13 protein-coding genes and 1 pseudogene are annotated in these 20010 nt (G+C 47.7%); 7 read left to right on the forward strand and 7 right to left on the reverse strand.

Going from position 1 to position 20010, the window contains the following annotated elements:
• Positions 1-10: 10 nt before the first annotated feature.
• On the reverse strand, positions 11-1615 hold the full coding sequence (locus tag WG89_RS06340; protein ID WP_062262973.1) for a hypothetical protein: 1605 nt from the start codon (positions 1613-1615) through the stop codon (positions 11-13).
• A 233-nt stretch (positions 1616-1848) separates the two neighbouring features.
• On the opposite strand from WG89_RS06340, the gene WG89_RS06345 reads away from it, so the two are divergent.
• From WG89_RS06345 to WG89_RS06370, 5 genes and pseudogenes are all read left to right on the forward strand, one after another.
• Positions 1849-2571 (forward strand): HAD family hydrolase, encoded by a 723-nt coding sequence (locus WG89_RS06345; RefSeq protein WP_062262975.1) that lies wholly within the window; start codon positions 1849-1851, stop codon positions 2569-2571.
• 27 nt (positions 2572-2598) lie between these two features.
• The gene (locus WG89_RS06350; RefSeq protein WP_062262978.1) at positions 2599-2904 is read left to right on the forward strand and encodes an HAD family hydrolase; all 306 of its coding nucleotides are present in this window, start codon (positions 2599-2601) and stop codon (positions 2902-2904) included.
• A gap of 366 nt (positions 2905-3270) precedes the next feature.
• Positions 3271-6444, forward strand: a complete 3174-nt coding sequence (putA, locus tag WG89_RS06355) for a bifunctional proline dehydrogenase/L-glutamate gamma-semialdehyde dehydrogenase PutA (RefSeq protein WP_062262981.1) — start codon at positions 3271-3273, stop codon at positions 6442-6444.
• Positions 6445-6652: 208 nt separating this feature from the next.
• Positions 6653-8144: pseudogene (gene putP / locus WG89_RS06360) on the forward strand (sodium/proline symporter PutP).
• Between the two features lie 348 nt (positions 8145-8492).
• Positions 8493-9827, forward strand: a complete 1335-nt coding sequence (locus WG89_RS06370) for a site-specific integrase (protein ID WP_062262988.1) — start codon at positions 8493-8495, stop codon at positions 9825-9827.
• A 99-nt stretch (positions 9828-9926) separates the two neighbouring features.
• Here the strand turns inward: WG89_RS06370 and WG89_RS06375 are convergent, their stop codons facing one another.
• Positions 9927-10268, reverse strand: coding sequence for a hypothetical protein (locus tag WG89_RS06375; RefSeq protein WP_062262991.1), 342 nt, complete (start codon positions 10266-10268; stop codon positions 9927-9929).
• A 135-nt stretch (positions 10269-10403) separates the two neighbouring features.
• The gene (locus tag WG89_RS06380) at positions 10404-13448 is read right to left on the reverse strand and encodes a type I restriction endonuclease subunit R (protein ID WP_062262994.1); all 3045 of its coding nucleotides are present in this window, start codon (positions 13446-13448) and stop codon (positions 10404-10406) included.
• A 47-nt stretch (positions 13449-13495) separates the two neighbouring features.
• Here WG89_RS06380 and WG89_RS06385 point away from each other — a divergent pair, with 47 nt between their 5' ends.
• Positions 13496-13774: a type II toxin-antitoxin system RelE/ParE family toxin gene (locus tag WG89_RS06385; protein WP_062262997.1), complete on the forward strand. Its 279-nt coding sequence runs from the start codon at positions 13496-13498 to the stop codon at positions 13772-13774.
• Entirely contained in the window at positions 13774-14064 is a 291-nt protein-coding gene (locus WG89_RS06390; RefSeq protein ID WP_062263000.1) for a HigA family addiction module antitoxin, read from the forward strand. Before WG89_RS06385 ends, WG89_RS06390 begins: the two co-directional genes overlap by 1 nt.
• 8 nt (positions 14065-14072) lie before the next feature.
• Here WG89_RS06390 and WG89_RS06395 read toward each other — a convergent pair whose 3' ends face one another.
• The 4 genes from WG89_RS06395 to WG89_RS06410 form a co-directional block, all read right to left on the reverse strand.
• Positions 14073-15230 carry a hypothetical protein gene (locus WG89_RS06395; protein WP_062263003.1) on the reverse strand — a complete coding sequence of 386 codons (1158 nt, stop codon included), beginning with the start codon at positions 15228-15230 and terminating at the stop codon, positions 14073-14075.
• A 56-nt stretch (positions 15231-15286) separates the two neighbouring features.
• Positions 15287-16195: a hypothetical protein gene (locus tag WG89_RS06400; RefSeq protein ID WP_153301458.1), complete on the reverse strand. Its 909-nt coding sequence runs from the start codon at positions 16193-16195 to the stop codon at positions 15287-15289.
• A gap of 113 nt (positions 16196-16308) precedes the next feature.
• Positions 16309-17631 (reverse strand): restriction endonuclease subunit S, encoded by a 1323-nt coding sequence (locus tag WG89_RS06405; protein WP_062263009.1) that lies wholly within the window; start codon positions 17629-17631, stop codon positions 16309-16311.
• Positions 17628-20009 carry a type I restriction-modification system subunit M gene (locus WG89_RS06410; RefSeq protein WP_062263012.1) on the reverse strand — a complete coding sequence of 794 codons (2382 nt, stop codon included), beginning with the start codon at positions 20007-20009 and terminating at the stop codon, positions 17628-17630. Before WG89_RS06410 ends, WG89_RS06405 begins: the two co-directional genes overlap by 4 nt.
• Between the last annotated feature and the right edge of the window lies 1 nt (position 20010).

The following is a 20010-nucleotide window of genomic DNA, read 5'->3' on the forward strand; positions in this document are numbered from 1 at the left end:
TTCAGAAAAATTAATCATCAAAGTCATTCATTCTTTGAGCATTATAAGAGGGCGGTCGAGAGACAAAACCAGCCCAGGTCAGGATCAGTTTTATGGGGTCCTGAGAATCCTCTGCAAAGTACAAGGGTTGAATTTGCCTTAATAAATCCCTAATGAGTCGAAAAATATAATGACCATTTGAGGTTTGAGTGGATGAAGTGGTGCCTGGCATTTGAGGGGGTATAGGGATGACATGTAACCCTGTCATAGTGGACACAAGAAACCAGTAACTCTGACTGTGTATCAGTACTAAAGTGAATCCAGTATCTGAAGTTGCTTCCGAGTAATCAAGAAAGATCGCATGGGTGCTTTCCGGGTCATTCAGTCTGGCGATCATGTCGTCTATGGTTTGTCTTTTGTTTTCGGGAGTGATTGATCTGCTTCGCCACTGTTTAGAGTGGAGTTGATTCAGAATAATGCCAAGTTGCTGCTGAAAGGCTGCCACATCAAAGTGAAAGTTTACGGATGGGTTTATATGAGCGGGTTCCTGTAAAATGAGAGTCACCAGTTCCAGTAAGCTTTGCCTTGATTCATTGGCTGATAGAGTCATCCCGTTCCGTATCATGGTTTGAGATTCAAACAGCTGCTGAAAATCCGGGTACTTTTCTCGAAAGGCAGGGCTGAAGTTAGCGCATACATCCCAGAAGCCTGCTGCCAAACATTGCCAGCCCACTATGACTGGCTCAGGTTCAGGAGTGCCCGATAGAGGGGCTTCAGTCATAGAAACAGAGGGCTCAATGGTTCTGGTTTCTTCTGTGCCTGCAGATGAAAGGGTTGGTCTTCTGATCACCTGAGGTTTGGGTTTCATTGCACTGCCTTGCAGCTGCTCAGGAGCAGGTCTCGGAAAAGGGTTTGTTGCCTGAGGCACAACCGTAGCTGTAGGAGTATGAGGGATAGAAGGAGTTGGTTGAATGGTTAGACTCTGTAGTCTATGGCTTATGTGGGCAGGAGGGCGGGCTCTTGTCTCTGAACCGAATTTTCTTTTATGTGCTGACCAGGACACCTCATCCAATTGCTGTCTGCGTGAATCACTCAAGGGAGAAAAGTCTGAAGCCATTTCGGGGTGTGCTTTAATGGTATTTCGGGCTCGCCTGATCACAGAGCTTCTTTCAATAGTTTTACCTTTGTGTTGTCCCTCAAAATCCGAAAGTCTTTCTGAAAGATAGAGAACGTTTGGAGGGATATCACTGGTGTCTTCCGCATGACGGCTTCTTTCAGTTTCACTGTGTCTTGATACCGGCGGAATGATAATGACATTGGGATCCACAGTGGTTCTTGTAGTAACTTCCCGAGCGGGTGGTTCATCCGGGAGAGGATTTAGAATTTGCCAGGCGGTTTCATACAATTTAAACCAGGCGTCAGGTCCTGAGTGATGAGTAGAAATGATTTTTGATAGATCTTGTGATTTGGTATAAGCCCCGGGGTATTTCTCTCGTGCTTTCCAAACCTTTTCCAGAATTCTGTTGAGGTCCTTTTGGAAGGCAGTGCTTTCTTGAAGTGACGAAGTCGATGGATCCATGCTGAATAGGTTGAAAGAAATTAAAATGAGATAAATAAAAGATAAGCTTCTATTCATTTTTAAACCTGCGTTTATTGAAACAGGAAAAACAGTGTAGCTTCATTTTTAGCGCTCGCATTTTTGGAAATGTGAATGTGTTTTGAATCAATTACTTGGATTTTATTAAAAGGGATGTTTTCTTCTTTGTTATCAACCCATGCTGCTTTTTTAAATGAGTCGTCGAAAGTGATTGTCTATTGATTTGCTAAACTTGCCCTCACATTTACGAGGTGAGCTGAGGCTTTCTGCTTATGAAGTGGTTAGGTACAAAGTGTATCGGTCGTTTTGTTTTGAGTACTCTGTTTTTTCTATTTGGGTGTAACAGTGTGCAGGCAGCACCTCTGCCTCCTTTATCTACCTGGAATGATGGCGCTAATAAACAGGCGATTATTGAATATGTAAAGGAGGTTGTCTCCAGACTGCCTGTTTCTCAGAGAGTGGTGGTTTTTGATGTAGACGGAACTTTGATCGTAGAAAAGCCGCAGCCCATGGCCATGTTTATGGGCGTGGATCACCTGTGTGAAAAGAAGAAACTGCATCCTGAGACATTTACCGGACAGGTCTATGAACAGGCATGTCTGCGTAATTTCACCTGGTTGGACACTCATCTGAATGCCGTTCAGCTCACGGCCTTTCTCAATGAAACCGCTGATAGCACCAGACGTTATGGTGTGAACTATTTGAATAAACCGGCAAATCCTGTGTATCAGGCTCCATTGAGGTCCTTGTTCTATTTACCTATGGCTGATCTGATTGAGTATCTTCTGGAAAACCAGTTTATGGTTTATCTGGTCTCCGGGTCCGACGAGACCTTTGTCAGGGCTCTGGTCAATTCGGCTGAATTTGATGATCTGGATCAGGATAAGCTCAATATTCCAGACAGTCATGTGCTCTCGCAGACTGTGTTGCTTCACCTCAATGAAAAAGACGGTACTTTTGTCCGAACCTATCAGTTCAGGCCTCCCAATAACTGAAATGAAGGGAAAGCAGAAAGAATCAAGATGGGTCTGGGTAATACTGCACCGACAATGGCTGTGGGTAACAGTATGGGGGATTACCAGATGCTCGGTTATCTTTCTGATTCGGTTCCAGAGGGAGGGCTTTCCATGGTCATAAATCATGATGATCCCGTCAGGGAATGTGCCTATGAGGATGAAGAGTTGTTAGAAAAAGCCCGGGAGAAAGGTTGGCTTGTGATCTCTATGAAGAATGATTTCAAACGGTTGTTTTCCACGGGAGTCAAGCGTCTCAAGGGTAGTTGTCAAAGCAGGAAGCGGTCATTAACAGAAACGGTCATAAGGGATTAAAAAAATCTACCCCTTAGATCTGGGAATTCTGATTGATTTTGTGCATGATTGCGAACTGGCCAAAAGCCTTTGCCAATGGAGATTGGCAATTATAAGTTATCAAAAGGGGTTCATGGAGTTCAGTCCCTCCCGGCTGGCTGATGTCGGAAGCCTTTTTGTGTTTACAAAACAAACCGCCTTAAGTGGAAGTGCCATCGGCTTTTAATCGAAATAGCCGTGGACCCATGATTAATTTCGCGTCCCTTTGGGGTGGGACAGAATTAATCATAAAAGTCATGAGCGAAAAAAACGCCAGGCATTTCCCAAATAGATTGATAAACGGCATAGGTCAGGGATTACATTTGCCGAAACTGGGGGAGACACCGCATGTTTGAGGCCAATTCCGTATTTAAACCTGAATTCATCCAGGAGAGCCCAGCCAAGCTTTGGAAGGCAATCTCTCCACAATACAGTGTGGATGAGTCAGCCTGGCTGGCACAGCTGGTCGATTTGGCCAGACCCGAACCGCAGCAGCTGGCTGCAGTAACCCGACGCGCGACTGAACTGGTTGAACAGGTTCGGGCCCGGGAAGATTCCATTCATATGATTGATTCCATGCTGTTGCAATACAGTCTGGATACCCGTGAAGGCATTCTGCTTATGTGTCTGGCAGAAGCCCTGATGAGAATTCCCGATTCAGAAACGGCCGATGCCCTGATTCGCGACAAACTCAGTGTTGCCGAATGGGAAAAGCACCTCAAGCAAAGTGATTCTTTACTGGTTAATGCTTCCACCTGGGGTCTGATGCTGACTGGTAAGGTGGTGACACTGGACAAGTCTGAAGACGGCCGTCCGGGTAATGTCATTGGGCGACTGGTTAAAAAGATGGGTGAGCCCGTTATTCGTCAGGCGGTAAACCAGGCGATGAAAATCATGGGCGAACACTTCGTTCTGGGCCGTACTATTGAAGAAGCACTCAAGAATGGTCGCAAACCAAGAGAAAAAGGCTACACCTATTCCTTTGACATGCTGGGTGAAGCGGCGCTGACGGCCAGAGATGCAGAGAAATATCTGGCATCGTATATGGCGGCAGTGAAGTCTGTTGGTCAGGAAAAGAAGAGTGACGGTTACAAAGGACCTCGTCCAACGGTTTCCATCAAACTGTCTGCTCTGCACCCTCGTTACGAAGTGGCTAACGAAGCCCGTGTTCTCAAAGAACTGTTCGACAGCGTGCTGGGGTTGATTCGTACCGCCAAAAGCCTGAATGTCGGCATCACAATTGATGCGGAAGAGCAGGATCGTCTTGAACTTTCCCTGAAACTGTTCGAAAAACTCTATCGTCACCCTGAATGCCAGGGCTGGGGTGGTTTTGGTCTGGTGGTTCAGGCCTACGGCAAGAGAGCTTTGCCAGTTCTGGCCTGGCTGGCAGCCCTGTCAAAAGAGCAGGGTGATGAAATACCGGTGCGTCTGGTAAAGGGTGCTTATTGGGACAGCGAGATCAAACTCTGCCAGCAGGCAGGATTTTCCGGCTACCCTGTTTACACTCGTAAAGAAGCAACGGATGTCGCCTACCTGGTTTGTGCCCGCTTCCTGCTGAGTGAACCTGTAAAGGGTGCTATCTATCCTCAGTTTGCTACCCACAATGCTCACACCGTCGCCAGTATTCTGAGCATGGCTGAGCATGACAGTTTTGAATTCCAGCGTCTGCACGGTATGGGCGATGCCCTCTATAACACTGTGCTGGATCAGGAGAAATCCCACGTCCGCATCTATGCGCCCGTTGGCAGCCACAAAGATTTGCTGCCCTATCTGGTGCGTCGACTGCTGGAGAATGGCGCTAACTCATCCTTTGTTCATCGTCTGGTGGATGCCAAGACCCCGGTTGTGGATCTGGTCCATCATCCGGTCAGTGTGCTCGAGAAACACAGTTCTCTGGCCAATGATCGAATTCCCTTACCTGTAGATATTTTTGGAGAGGACAGAGTTAACTCCATGGGTGTAAATATCGATATTGAGTCCCAGTGGCAGCCGTTTTCTGAATCGGTTCAGAAGTTTATGACCAAAACGTGGCACAAGGGCCCCGTGATTTCCGGTCAGCAGGTTGAAACGGATAAAGCGGTGGAAGTGCACTGCCCATACCAGCTCAGCGAGTTGGCGGGTCGCCTGCATTATGCCGGAGAAAAAGAAGTGGACCAGGCTATTGCAGCGGCTCACAAAGCGTTTGATGGCTGGAATCAGACAGCCGTAGAAACCCGGGCCCAGAGTCTGGAAAAGCTGGCCGATCTGCTGGAAGCCAACTGCGAAGAGCTGGTGGCTCTGTGCCATAAAGAAGCAGGTAAAACCATTCACGACAGTGTTGACGAAGTTCGTGAAGCGGTCGACTTCTGTCGTTATTACGCGAATCAGGCTCGTGAAAAGTTTTCTGAGCCTCAGCTGATGCCAGGACCTACGGGTGAATCCAATGAACTTTACCTGACTGGTCGTGGTGTATTTCTGTGCATCAGCCCATGGAACTTCCCTCTGGCGATTTTCCTGGGTCAAGTGACAGCTGCTCTGGCATCCGGTAATACAGTTGTTGCCAAGCCTGCTGAACAGACCTCCCTGATTGCAGTGCGTGCTGTTGAGCTGATGCTCGAAGCCGGGGTGCCTGCTGATGCCATTCAGCTGATCACTGGTGAAGGTAAAGACATTGGTACTCAGCTGACTTCTGATCCTCGTATTGCCGGTGTTGCTTTCACAGGCTCCACACAAACAGCACGTTTGATTAACCAGACCCTGGCCATGCGTGAAGGCGCCATTGTACCTCTGATTGCTGAAACCGGTGGTCAGAATGCCATGATCGTTGATTCCACGGCTCTGCCTGAACAGGTAGTGACCGATGTTGTTCAGTCTGCTTTTGCTAGTGCCGGTCAGCGTTGTTCTGCACTGCGTGTACTGTATGTTCAGGAAGACATTGCGGACCGTATCGAAGACCTGCTGGTGGGTGCCATGGCTGAATTGCAAGTTGGCAATCCGTCCTTGCATGAAACTGATCTGGGTCCTGTGATCAGTGACGTCGCCCTGAAAGGTTTGCAGTCACATGTTGATCGCATGAAGCAGGAAGCACGACTGATTGCAGAAGTGGATCTGGGGGCTGAGTGTAACGAAGGTTACTTCATTGCCCCGGTTGCTTTTGAAATCGACAGCATCAGCCAGCTGGACAAAGAGCAGTTTGGCCCGATTCTCCATGTGGTTCGCTACAAGGCTTCTGAGCTGGAAAAAGTGATTCAGGAAATCAATGCCACGGGCTATGGTCTGACGCTGGGTGTGCACAGTCGTAACGAAGCGACTTCCTCCTACATTGAACAGAGCCTGAAAGTGGGTAATGCCTACATCAACCGTAACCAGATTGGTGCGGTAGTGGGTGTTCAGCCGTTTGGTGGTCAGGGACTTTCCGGTACCGGTCCAAAGGCGGGTGGCCCACACTACCTCTACCGATTTGCGACTGAGCGTACTCGAAGCATCAACACTACAGCGGTAGGCGGTAATGCCACCCTGTTGTCACTGGGTGCTGGTCACTAATCTGCTATAGGCCTGCGCGACCATTGGGTGGTGCAGGCTTTTCTTTTTTACAGCTATGACTTCAATTGCCTGTATCCGGGCAGTTAAAACACCTGACGAGATGAGCCGACTGGCTCAAATAACAAGATTTGCCTGAGTGATTTTGGGGGAGCTGGATCAGTTTGGTCTGGCAACATTCAGGACAAGTTGCATAAAACGGAAAAGAACAATGATTACCAATACTTTTGCGACAATAATGACGTTTGTCGTGTATTTGGCCATGATGTTGATGATTGGCCTTTGGGCCTGGAAGCGGACTTCCGATTCCGCTGACTACTTTCTTGGGGGCAGAAGTCTCGGGCCCTGGCCTGCAGCTCTGAGTGCCGGTGCTTCTGATATGAGTGGCTGGCTTGCTGCTGGGTCTGCCCGGTTATGCCTTTGCTTCGGGTGTTGAAGCTTTCTGGCTGGCAGGTGGTCTGCTGTTGGGCACTTGGCTGAACTGGTTGATATTGGCCCGTCGTCTTCGTGTTTACAGCCAGACTTCTGGTAATGCTCTGACCCTGCCTGAATTCTTTACCAACCGATTCCGTGACTCTTCAAAAATGTTGCAGGTGGTTTCCGCTTTCTTCATTTTGCTGTTCTTCCTTTTCTACACAAGCTCTGGTTTGGTAGCAGGCGGCAAACTGTTCGAAACCGTGTTTGGTCTGGATTACACCTGGGCGGTCATTATCGGGACTCTCTGTGTCATCTCTTACACGCTGTTTGGTGGTTTCCTGGCGGTATCATGGACCGATCTGGTTCAGGGCTTGCTGATGGCGGCAGCTATGGTAATTGTGCCGGTGATTGCTCTGCAGTCTGGTAACTCCGATGCATCTATTTTTGATCAGCTCCGTGCACATAATGAAGAATTGCTGAATCCGTTCACCAATTCAACCGGTGAAGCTCTGGGCTGGATGGCTATTGTATCCCTGGTGACCTGGGGTCTGGGCTACTTTGGTCAGCCACATATTCTGGCTCGTTTTGCTGGCATTCGTTCTGAGCAGGACGTACCTACAGCCCGTCGTATAGCGGTGACCTGGAGTGCCATCTCCATGCTGGGAGCCATCATGGTGGGTCTGATTGGTCTGCTCTACATCAATGAGATGAGCCTTTCCCTGGGCGATGGCGAAACCATTTTCATGGTGCTGGTTAACGCTCTGTTCCATCCAGTGGTAGCAGGAATTCTGCTGGCGGCTATTCTTGCTGCGATCATGAGTACGGCTGATTCCCAGCTGCTGGTTTCTTCTTCTGCTCTGGCTGAAGACTTTTACAAGGCAGTGATTCGTAAAGATGCTGATCAGAAAGAAGTCCTGATGGTGGGTCGTCTGGCCGTTGTGGTTATTGCTCTGGTGGCTCTGGCTCTGGCCATGTCTCCTGACAGTTCTGTTCTTGGTCTGGTATCTTACGCCTGGGCGGGCTTTGGTGCTGCCTTTGGTCCTGCACTGCTTATGAGTCTGTACTGGAAGCGTATGAACCGCAACGGTGCTCTGGCAGGAATTATTGTAGGTGGTGTGACAGTGGTTCTCTGGAAGCAGGTATCCGGTGGGATTTTCGATCTTTATGAAATTGTTCCAGGCATGCTGTCTGCTTTCATTGCGATTACCGTTGTCAGCCTTATGTCGTCTGAACCGGAAGCGGAAATCGTTGAAGAGTTCGATAATGTAGAGAAGGCTCTGGCCTGATTATGTAGAGTGGCTGCCAGTGGTTAGCTGGCAGTCATATTTTCTGAATTTCAGGTGGTGTATCCAATCCGTTTTATGGTTTAAGACTGGTGCCGATGAGAGGACTTGAACCTCCAACCTTCGCATTACGAAAGGCTATTCGGACGTATATACCATCCATTGCAGTACAACAAAAAACAATGCAAACTGAATCTAACTCATTGATAAATATGGAGTTAATATTCAATGAGATGTTGCATGGTGTTGTATGGCTATACATGCTGTTGTTTCTAAACAAGTGGAAAATTAGTGGAAAATTCATCCACGAGGCTAAAAACCTGACCACAGTTGCCTATAGGGTGAAATAGCATGCAAACAATAACAAAAGAAAAGCTCACAAACTCCATTGTTGATGACCTGGAAACCACAGGAAAAAAGTATCGTATCTGGGATACCAGGGTGTCAGGCTTCTATCTTCAGGTCAGTCCCAAAGGCGCTAAAACTTATTACGTTCGTTATACCCTTCCCGAGAAGGTAAGCTGTCAGGATTACAAGCTTGGTCGTCATGGTCATCTGTCTCCTGATTCAGCACGCAAACAGGCGAAAATCAAACTCGGAGAGGTTGCCAGAGGCGTTGATATTCAGGGTGAGAAACAATCGCTGAGAAAAAAAGCCGAGCAGGAGAAAAACAATACACTCGGAAGCTTCGTTGCCAACATCTACACAGCCTGGGCATTGAAGAACAAAAAAGGTGGTTTGAAAGACCTCAAGCGATTGAAGAAGGTTTTTGGACATTGGTTTTTATTGCAAATGAGTGACATCACTGTTCGTCGGGTTAATGAATGGCGTACAGATGAACTTGAGCGTGGTCTGGCTCGCAGTACCCTCAACAGGGAAGTTGGAAACTTAAAGAGCGTTTTGTCCAAGGCCGTAGAGTTTCATATTCTGGAAGCCTCTCCGCTGCGTGATTTGAAGCTCCTGAAGGTCGATAAAAACAAAAGGGTAAGGTATCTGTCACAAGATGAAGAATGCCGCCTCAGAGTCGCTATTGATGAATATGAGCAGGGACTGAGAGAAAAGCGTAGTCGGTTCAATAAGTGGCTAATTCAACGTCATCGTGACTCTTTGCCAGAGCTGGATCAAGTCTTTGCTGATCATGTGAAACCCATCGTATTAATGGCACTGAATACTGGTCTTCGTAAAGGTGAGCTATTCAATTTGCAATGGACTCATATTAACTGGGCAAACAATGCCCTGTTTGTTGAAGGTGATGGCAGTAAAAGTGGTCAGACAAGACATGTTCACCTGACAGAAGAAGCTCGTAACACGTTGAGGATGTGGCGGAAGCAAATACTGGCTTCAGAATCTCGATACGTGTTCCCCAGTCCGGTAAATGGTGGACGTCTGGATAATATTGATAGTGCATGGACGACAATCAGAAAGTCAGCAGGTTTGCATCTTCCAGAAGAGCCTGACACTCATTTCCGGTTTCACGACCTTCGTCACAGCTTTGCCAGTAATGCTGTCATGGCAGGGATTGAGTTGAATAAAGTCCGTGAACTTTTAGGTCACAGTACCATTGACATGACCTTGAAATATGCCCATCTCTCACCAGAGTCGCAGGCCAGTGCTATTGCCATTCTGGATAAGCATATGAAGGCAAAGCGGGGGGCTGATACAGCTTTGGAGTCAACAGTAGGCTAATTCATTTTACCCGGTCTTTTACCTCGAATAAGACCGGGGATTTCATCTGTGAAACTAACAACATCTCATAAGGTGTGAGGTGTAGGGTAATAATAGATATCACCGATGTTCGATGATTATATTACTCTCCCTTCGGCCATCGGCTCTTTGGTAATCAGGGTGAGTGGACTCTAAGCAGCGGAATTCCAGCGTAGAACCACCAGCTCCAGCAAAATTGAGGTTTTCCTTTGAGAATCCCTTTCGTAGCATTACTTTACCTAAGCCCGTGCAGTAAGAAGCTGCTTTTTTTAAAGCCATTGTCATGGCTTTTGAGCTGCCTCCACAAGCTGGACATGCGGCTGTTGTGACCATGTATGTATCAGGGCCGGTTGGTATCACATCACTTGTCGTCATACATCCTGAAAGGGCGAGGACTGTCATTATCAGCAAGATTTGTCTCATGAGTCCATCCTTGGATCTTGGGTTTCTGATGATTTAATCAGCACTATCGACACTTGGGTTCATATTATTTTGATTGACCCGCATCTCGTCTTATAAAAGTTAGAATAGCTGAAAACAGTACATAAAAAAGGTATTCTAATCACCAACCATTTGCCGCAAACTCTGTTGCATAGCCGCCTTAAAGGCTGGGTCAGTCGCCAGCAGCTTATACAGTTCCATTTCCGTCCGACGGTTCTTCAACATAACTTCTTCAAAAATTTTGTCGAACGCCAGGTCTCGGTTATAGGTATCCTGGTTATCTTTATATTTTTTCTGGAAGTCAGGGTGTGAAGTAATGCGGTCCGCAATGTTCAGAAACTTCATGCGTTGTTCTTCAGGCGTTGCACTCCAACCCTGAAAATAACGCTCGTTGAACACACGCAGAATTTCGTCCAGCGGGTCGGTTTCCTCCTCGCCACCATGAGCAGCACGAGGGTTAGGGTTCTGCGGGTCAAGTTCCGTTTCGCTGTCATCAAGGTCAATTGTATGCCCCAACTTGGTTCGCTCCAAGCCATAGGACGACAGGTCAACAGAGTTAAGCAGGTCATCCAGTTGGTCTGAATCCGGGTCTTTAATGATCAGCTTCGGAATGAGGAATTTCAGGAACCAGAAAAGTTTTTCCCAATCCACGACCTCATAGGGCATGATCGCCGCCATCTGTCCGTAGATTTTAACGAACTGCTTGGCCTTCACCTTGAAGTCGGCCTTATCAGCGTCTTCCAGTTCCAGCTCGGTGTTAAAACGCTCTGCTGCCACATCAATAATCGGACTGAGTTTCTGTGCATCAGCACCATCCCAGTAAAGCTCATTGAACTGGTTTACCTCATGCCATTCGTACACCCCGGCTTCATCCAGTACGTCCTTCAGCTCATGCAGCACATTCACATCTGTAGCGTCAGACAAAGTAGTAGAAGTGTAGAAGTCATCAAAAGCATTCTTGATGTCGTCTACTGAGTTAAAGAAATCCAGCACAAACAAGTCTTCGGTTTTCTTGGCCAGCTTCGGTGCAGCACGGTTAAGCCGTGACAGTGCCTGCACTGCCAGAACACCCTGTAATTTCTTGTCTACATACATTGCCGCCAGTTTCGGCTGGTCAAAGCCTGTCAGGTATTTATTGGCAACCACTAACAGGCGATATTCATCCTCGTCAAAATAATCACGGGTATCATTCTCCGGGAAACCATTAATATCCTGCTCGGTATATTCAATGCCATCCACTTCTTTGGTACCGGAGAAAGCAATTACGGCTTTAAACGGGTTGCCACGTTCTGTCAGCAATCGCCCAATGGCCTGATAGTAACGAATCGCCGTTTCAATGTTCTGGGTAATCACCATACCCTTGGCTTTACCTTTCAGCTTCTTGCTGTTGACCACCTTGGGAATAAAATGGTCAAGAATCACTTCGGCCTTAACGTCGATGGTTTGCTGATGCCGCTCAACATAGGCTCTTAGCTTTTTCTGGGCCTTGGTGGTATTAAACAGCGGGTTGTCTTCAATGGACTTCTGAATCTCGTAATAGCTCTTGTACGTGGTGTAATTTGCTAATACATCCAGAATGAAGCCTTCTTCAATTGCCTGCTTCATGGAGTACAGGTGAAAAGGCTTAAAGCTGCCATCGCCCTGCTGCGAGCCAAACTTTTCCAGCGTAGTATTCTTGGGAGTTGCCGTGAATGCAAAGTACGACGCATTACCACGCATTTTACGAGACTGCATGGCATGGATGATTTTATCCTGAGCATCCATTTCGTCAGTACTGTTTTGTTCATTAAGAGGAGCATCAGCCTTACCCATCGCCCGGTTCATATTGTCATGGGCTGAACCACTCTGGGAACTGTGCGCCTCGTCAATTATTACCGCAAAGCGTTTGTCGCTCAGGTCACTGATACCATCAATGATGAACGGGAATTTCTGAATGGTGGTAATAATAATTTTCTTGCCTTGCTCCAGTGCGCTTTTTAGTTCAGAGGATTTAAAGGCTGGAGCAATAATGTTTTTAACTTCAGAAAATTCCTTGATATTCTCCCGTAACTGTTTATCCAGCAGGCGACGGTCTGTCACCACAATCACTGAATCAAACAGAGGCTTCTCAAGGCTTTTAGCCCCAGGTACCTCGGCACTGACCGGATAGGTTTCAATAAGCTGGTAAGCCGCCCAGGTAATCGAGTTGGATTTGCCAGAACCCGCTGAATGTTGAATCAGGTAGGTTTGCCCTACACCCTTTTCACTGACATCCGCCACCAGCTTACGAACCACGTCCATCTGGTGGTAACGGGGAAAGAACAGGGTACGTTTGTTCAGGGCATCTTTCTTTGCACCGTCCAGCCGTATGAAATGCTGGATGATATTGGCAATGCTCAGCTTGCTGAATACTTCTTCCCACAGGTAAGCGGTTTTATGCCCCTGCGGATTAGGTGGGTTGCCTGCACCAAAATCATGCCCCTTGTTAAACGGCAGGAAAAAGGTGCTTTTCCCCGTCAGTTTGGTGGTCATATACACTTCATCGGTGTCCACCGCCATATGCACCAGACAGCGACCAAACTGCAATAATGGCTGAGTGTTGTCCCGGTCATTTCGGTATTGTTTCTGACCATGATAACGGGCTGTCTGCCCGGTCCACGGGTTTTTCAGTTCTAGCGTGGCGAATGGCAGACCATTGATAAACAACACCATGTCGATTTCTTGCAGGGTGTTCGCCAGCGAATAACGAATCTGCCGTGTACTGCTGAACACATTCGCCGCAAACCGTTCTTTAACCTTTTCAGAACTGCTGGCCAGTGGTGCAGGGTACATCAGGGTCAAATGGGCGTTATCCACACTTAAACCTTTTTTCAACAGGTACAACAGACCATACTTTTTCACCAGCCTGTCGTAGCGTTCCAGCACCTTGCGCTGCCAGTCTGCACCCGTCTTCTGGAGCTTTTCCAGTTCGTCTTTCTGAGTGGCTTCCAGAAATGTCCAGAACTGTTTGTTATCCAGTGCGTACCGTGCGTTAAAGTCCTGTGGATAACCCAATGTGTAACCATGATGCTGACTAAAGGGCAAGTCGCCATCGGCTATCCTGTTCTGATCTTCAAGACAGGTGCCGGTAAGTTGTTTTTCGATAGCGGCTTCAAGTGCCTGTTCGTTCGTCTGGCTGACCATGATGATTACTCAATTGACAATGGAACCTTTGGGGTTACACTTTTACTATGATTTTAAGCTTTCTGCACAAGGGGCTGGAACGGTTCTATCGTACAGGTAAAACCTCTGGAATTCAGGCGCAACATGCCAAAAAATTGCAGCGTATTTTGTTCACCCTGAGCAGAGTCAAATCACCTTCAGAAATGGATGTGCCCAGTTATCGCCTTCATCCCCTGAAAGGAGAACGCAAAGGTATCTGGTCTGTTACCGTCAGTGGCAACTGGCGTGTGACTTTCCGCTTTAACGATGAAAATGTTGAAATCGTGAACTACGAGGACTACCACTGATGGAAATGTATAACCCACCACACCCTGGCGAAATACTCGGGGAAGACATACTCAAGCCTCTAGGGCTTAGCATTACTGAAGCCGCCAGTCACCTGAAGGTCAGCCGTAAAACCCTGTCTAAAATTGTCAATGGTCGTGGCGTTATTACTGCAGACATGGCTCTTCGGTTGGAAAAAGTGTTTCGTAACCCCTCTGCCAGTACCTGGCTGGCTATGCAAAATGACCACGACCTCTGGCACCTGAAGCAGGGTGAGCTGGATGTCACCCCTTATCAGCCGGATGCCGCATGACCCTGGCCTTATGCCCAGCTTTGATTCCCTGAACCTAAGGTGCTACCCACCCCTTTCCAAAGATTACGACCATAGCCACCCAATTTACTCCGAACATCATTGGCAATCACCAAACCTGCTGCCCCAAAAGCGACGGCAGTTGTTGGATCACCTGCTCCCAGAACCGAATGAAAGCTTTTCTCAAGCGAAGTTTGACTGATCAGACCTGCCACAAAACCACCACTCACGATCCCCTTGGCGGCTATCAGCCCAGCCTCTTTCAAGGCTGCTCGCTGATTATCAGGGTTTTTCAAATCATAAGGGCTGTGATTGATGCCCATCAGATTGAACCCCACTTTTTTGCACAATGACTCCAGCTGCTCTTTACGAGTGCCTTTTCCCCTGGGATTGGAAAAATACACATTCTGGTACTGCTGACTTTCTTCATGGGCCATCATGCTCTGGTATTGAGGGTTGGCCGACAGCTTTTTCATGGCGTTTACAAAAGTACCAGCCCCCTCTCCATGCACCAGCCAGTTTACCCGTGCATCTTTAGCCATAGCCTGTTGCAGAAGCGCCAGCATAATACTGGCGTGCTTGTCCGATGAATGCTGATCTTTCTGCCAGAAGAGCGAGTAATGATTATTGTGTTTGTTTATGTCCCGCTCAATCAACCGGTAAGCATTGCGGATATGCTCAATCAACTTTCTTCCAGCAGCTTCTTTGGTTTCAAACTGGCCGCCTACCGCCGCATAGTGATTATTGTTCCAGGTGTGATCCAGCTCCAGGTGCTGTCTGAACTCATTATTCGTTTTCCACTTTTCATGTTTTTGGTCATAATCAACCCGGTAGACTCCAGCATTCTGATTACCCGAAGGTGCAATACTGGCATCAATCTCCAACAGGTAGATGCCGACATCACCGTTGGAGTCAATGGTGTAGTGCAGACTGCCACCTTCGAGATCAAGTGATTTACTCTCGCCATTACGTGCTCCTGCCATTGAGCAGAGTTGATAGGCAGTGCGAACAATAATTGTCTTGTAATAATTGCCGGTATGAGTCCGTTTCAGCTCTACCCATAATGGGTAATGCTGCTTGAGCACATAGACATTGCGATTAACGTTGGCACTTTCACCTTTCCGGATAATTAAGTGCCATGTTCGATTCAGCTGGCTGATGCTGGTCATAACAAATCCCTTGTCGTTTTATTCTCTTATGGCCCTATTGACGATGAGTGTGCCAACTAGGGAATCAATTCCGGTGGCTGGTCACCCGGCCTGGTAATCACTGTATCAGGCTCAACTTCATATTCACCCTGTCGCCACTGGGGGTAAACCCAGAGTTCAGGGGAACGGGATTGACTGGCACTGGCATCGGGCCAACGCTTCTTTGCATCGTTTAATGCCGCCTGGGCAGAAGGGCTGAGTGAAAGCTGGATGCTATTGATCACCGAGTCCCGCAATTCATTCATATGCTGAAGACTGGACGCAACCGGGGCATAACCCAGATACCAGAAATTTACCCTGAGAAAATAGCGTTGATCCAGGGGAATAAACAGATGACTGTCAAAGCTGGCAGGCTGGCTGTCTAGGAGTTCGATACTCTTTTTTTTGTACTGGGAAAAATCCATATGCACCTCCTGATAGACCCAAGTGCTGCCATTTACCTCTTTGACACGCCAGTTAACGGGTGCACTGAAGTAGCCTTTTGTTGGCCTCATAGGATAATCAAAGTAAAGATCACGAATCAGCAATTGTTCGAAATGGTTGGGGTTAAAGCAGCTCATGGACTCAGGCAGAGCATCAGAACGGCAAACCACCATAGAAAAATCTACAGTACCTACTGGTTGCTCCCGCCAGACAGGGCCATATAACTCCCAGCTGCGTTTGGTCACTCCCTGGGTCTCTAGCCCTTCCTGTTCATAAAGCTCCTTGTATTGGATATCACCCAGTTGCTCTATGCTGGTAAAACTTCGGTCGTCGTATAGATTAATCTTCGTTTTGACCGGCTCAGCCGGAAACCCCTCATAATCATGATGAGGAGGCAGCTCGACTTTGAGAAGGCTACCCGAGAAGTCTATTTCATAGGCTTCCCGTTCATCGCACCCGGGTATCCAAGGGTGCTTGCGTGTGGCTAAAAGTCGTTTCAACATCCTGTTTTTCACTTCTTCTTGAGCATCAGACTGTGCCACAGAATAGTAGGTGGTTTTTCTGGCAGGTACAAGCTACCTGAATCGTGCCAGGCACGATTCAGGATAGGCAGTTGTTACGTTAGTGGTGTTACCTTGATCTTTCCGGTCACAGCACTGTTGATCAGCGTGGCTCGGTATTCTTTCAGCTTTTCGATTTGCTGTTGTTGCAGGGTGATGGCTTTGTCGATTTTATCGGACTCAACCTCGATATGAGCAACTATTGCTTTCTGCTCATCTTCCGGAGGCAAGATGGTCAACAACTGCTTGTATTCATCCCAGTAAAGCCGCTTTCTGAAATCGGTTATTCCCTTGGAAAACCGGTCCATTTGTTGGATGAAAATCGGGCTTCGGTATTGGTATTCATAAAACTTAGAGTTAATCGCACCGATAGGCGTTGCTATGATGTAGGCGGGACTTACCATACCATCTACCCGAACTGCACCAATTGCACCCTGCCAGGCTCTCATCATGTTGAATACAATGTCACCGGGCTTAACAAGGTTGTATTTGGTCTTATCCTCTATTTTGACACGGCCTCTGATATTCTCTTCATCAGACACTTCGTCGTCAGATACACCAGAGTGGATGGAAACCATCAGCAAAGGCAACCCTTCACGCCCAGGCTCAACTCTTTCTTTGAATAAGCTTCGGTTTGCAACCACCTCCCAATGCGCCGGAATCTCCCCAATCCACTCCACACCGGAGTCACGCATGGGCACTTGCGGATCAAGGCCATGGGTGACAGCATTCTGAATCAGGATTTGCCTGCGCTCTTTCAGCAGCTCGATCTGCTGTTCCTTGATGGTAATGGCCTGGTCGATCTGGGTGGTTTTGGTGTCCAGATAGGCGGCTATGGCTTTTTGCTCGTTAACACTTGGGAAGGTAATTTGATAATCCTGAATATCTTTAGGTGCTATATGGGGTACCATCGGATCGGTTTTGCTTTGATTTACCCAATTCAAAAACCTATTGCATGCAAGATTCCAATACAAAAAGCGACTATCTAGCTTTTCTTTAGTCCTCAATCGAGCAACTCGCTGGAGCAACAATATTGGAAGCTCCTCATTAGCTACCCAACAGAAGTTTTTACCTACCTTAGAGCCGTCCATTCCTATAAGAATGTCTCCAGCTTTTAAAAGGTATTGCTTTAATTCAGAAGTTATTTCTGGCCAATATTGCGTATCTTTCCAATCTAAAACACCTTGTTTTACATTGATTCCACGGGCAAGTTTAATGCCTTCGCTAGTATATTTTTCACTTTTAAATGGATAACCCGTCAGCAGTACAATTTCATTTTTGATACGGTTGAACGCCCAATTGGCAGGAATGATTCCTGCCCCTTCAACCCCAGAATCCTTATAAGCCTCATACCGAGGCATAGCCGCTAACTCAGTCATGCTTTCACCCCGGTAACTTCAGCTACTTCCAAACCCAGCACCTCGGCAATCAAGCCTTCTGCCTGCTGCTCCAGTGCCACTATATCGTTCGCCACGTCTTTCAGTGAGCGCAGTGGCTGATGGCGGTAGAAGTATTTGTTAAAGCTGATCTCATAACCAATCTTGGTGGAGTCCAGATTGATCCAAGCTTCGTCTACATGGGGTTTTACTTCTTGCAGGAAGTAGCCATGAATCTCGTCTTTCAGGGGTACGGTTTCACTGTCCCGCAAGTCAGACGACGGCTCGTAGGTGATAAATTCACCAGCCTTATCGGTGGAATAGAAACCAAAGTCGGCTAACTGATCTTCTGTACAACTCAGATGATGCAACAGCGCATCCAGCTTATCGCCTTTCAGCTTCAGGGTTTTACGAACCACTTTCTCGGCGGTTTCGTCGTACCAGCTCATAGCATTCAGAATGGCGTTTTTATCGCTGGCAGCAAGCTTGAGTTTGCCGTCTTTCAGCGTCTTGTCGACCAGTGCCTTGAACTGGTCGTAGTCGCTGGAAATGTCGTTGTCAATGGCCTCCATTAATGCCGTCGCCACCTGCACTAGATTCCGGCCTTTCTGCCAGGTATCCATGCTTAACAGTTTTTTGCGGTTCTTGGCGTTCAGGTTCAGTTCGTTATCTTCGCACCAGTCGAAAATAGCTTTTTCATGCTCTTTGAGCGTGCCTTCTTCATACACCTGTTCACCCCATTCACTGTAAATCCATTCCATAGGCTCACGGAGGGATTTATCGAAACGCAGGGGTTCAATACGCTCAGTGGTGAATTGCGCTTTACGACGGTCAGGACGCTCGATATTGACCTTGTAGTAACCAAAGTCACTGTTATCGAAGACCTGTGAAGCGATGCCTTCATCACCGTCACGGTCAACAGCAGCTAGCTCAAGATAGTTAGCCGTGATTTCTGCTACATGCTCCGGCGAAAATTGGCAGTTCTTGTCGCCCAGATTCTTACGCAGCTTCCGGTAAAGCTGGCTGGCATCAATCAGTTGTACTTTGCCTTTGCGCTGTTCAGCCTTGTTATTGGACAGTAGCCAGATATAGGTGGTGATACCTGTGTTGTAGAACAAGTTGTTTGGCAACTGAACAATGGCTTCCAGCCTATCGTTCTCAATGATATGACGGCGGATATTACTTTCACCGCTGCCAGCGTCGCCGGTAAACAGGCTGGAGCCGTTATGAACGGAAGCAATACGGGAACCCTGTGTTCCTGTTTCAAATGACTTCATCTTGCTGACCATTTCCATCAGGAACAGTAACTGACCATCGCTGGAGCGTGGCGCAGCGTCATAAAGGTCGCTGTTACCCCAGTAATCTTTCAGGCTGATACGGAAACGGCTGTCGATAACGTCGGAGCCGTCTTTGATGTATTTCTGGTCACTGCTCCAGCTTTTGCCGTAAGGGGGATTGGACAGCATGAAGTCAAAACGTTCTTTGGAAAATTCATCCGTCGCCAGGGTGGAACCCACTTTGATGTTTTCAGGGTTGTTGCCCTTGATCATCATATCGGACTTACAGATGGCATAAGTCTCGTCGTTGATCTCTTTGCCGTATAGATGAATATCCCGGCTGCCATCTTCAGCAGGGTATTTTTCTTCAATAAAGTTCTGGGATTCGGTGAGCATACCGCCACTACCACAGGCAGGGTCGTAAACACTCAGGGTCAATGGCAGTTCATCCTTGACCGGATCGAACACCAGGTGAGTCATCAGTTCAATCACTTCACGGGGCGTAAAGTGTTCCCCGGCTTCTTCGTTATTTTCTTCGTTGAATTTACGAATCAGTTCTTCAAACACGTAACCCATGCCAAGGTTGCTCAGGGCGGGCAGTTTGTTACCGTCAGGGTCTTCAGCTTCGTTAGGGGTCAGGTTGATCAGGGGCGATGTGAACTTTTCCAGTACGTCCAGCAGCACGTCTTTACGTGCCATATGCTCCATCTGGGATTCCAGGTTAAAGCGACGGATAATTTCCTTCACGTTGGCGCTGAAGCCGAGCAGGTAGTCTTCCATGTTGGCCAGCAGGATTTGCTGGTTATTGGTGGCTGTCTGACAGATTTGAGAAAGTGTCCACTTGCTGGTGTTGTAGAACACATAGCCGGAAGCGTCTTTAAGTCCAGCATCATCCTGCTCAGTCAACCCAAGCTCATTTTTCTGGAACGACACTTCTTCCAGCACCTGTTCCTTGGTCGGCTCCAGCAGACTGTCCAGACGACGCAATACCACCATTGGCAATATAACGTCCCGATACTTGCCCCTGACATAGACATCTCTCAAACAGTCGTCAGCAATTGACCAGATAAAGGAAACAAGCTTGTTGTGGGCGCTGTGGTCCATT

The sequence above is a fragment of the Endozoicomonas arenosclerae genome (assembly GCF_001562015.1).
Taxonomy (GTDB): domain Bacteria; phylum Pseudomonadota; class Gammaproteobacteria; order Pseudomonadales; family Endozoicomonadaceae; genus Endozoicomonas_A; species Endozoicomonas_A arenosclerae.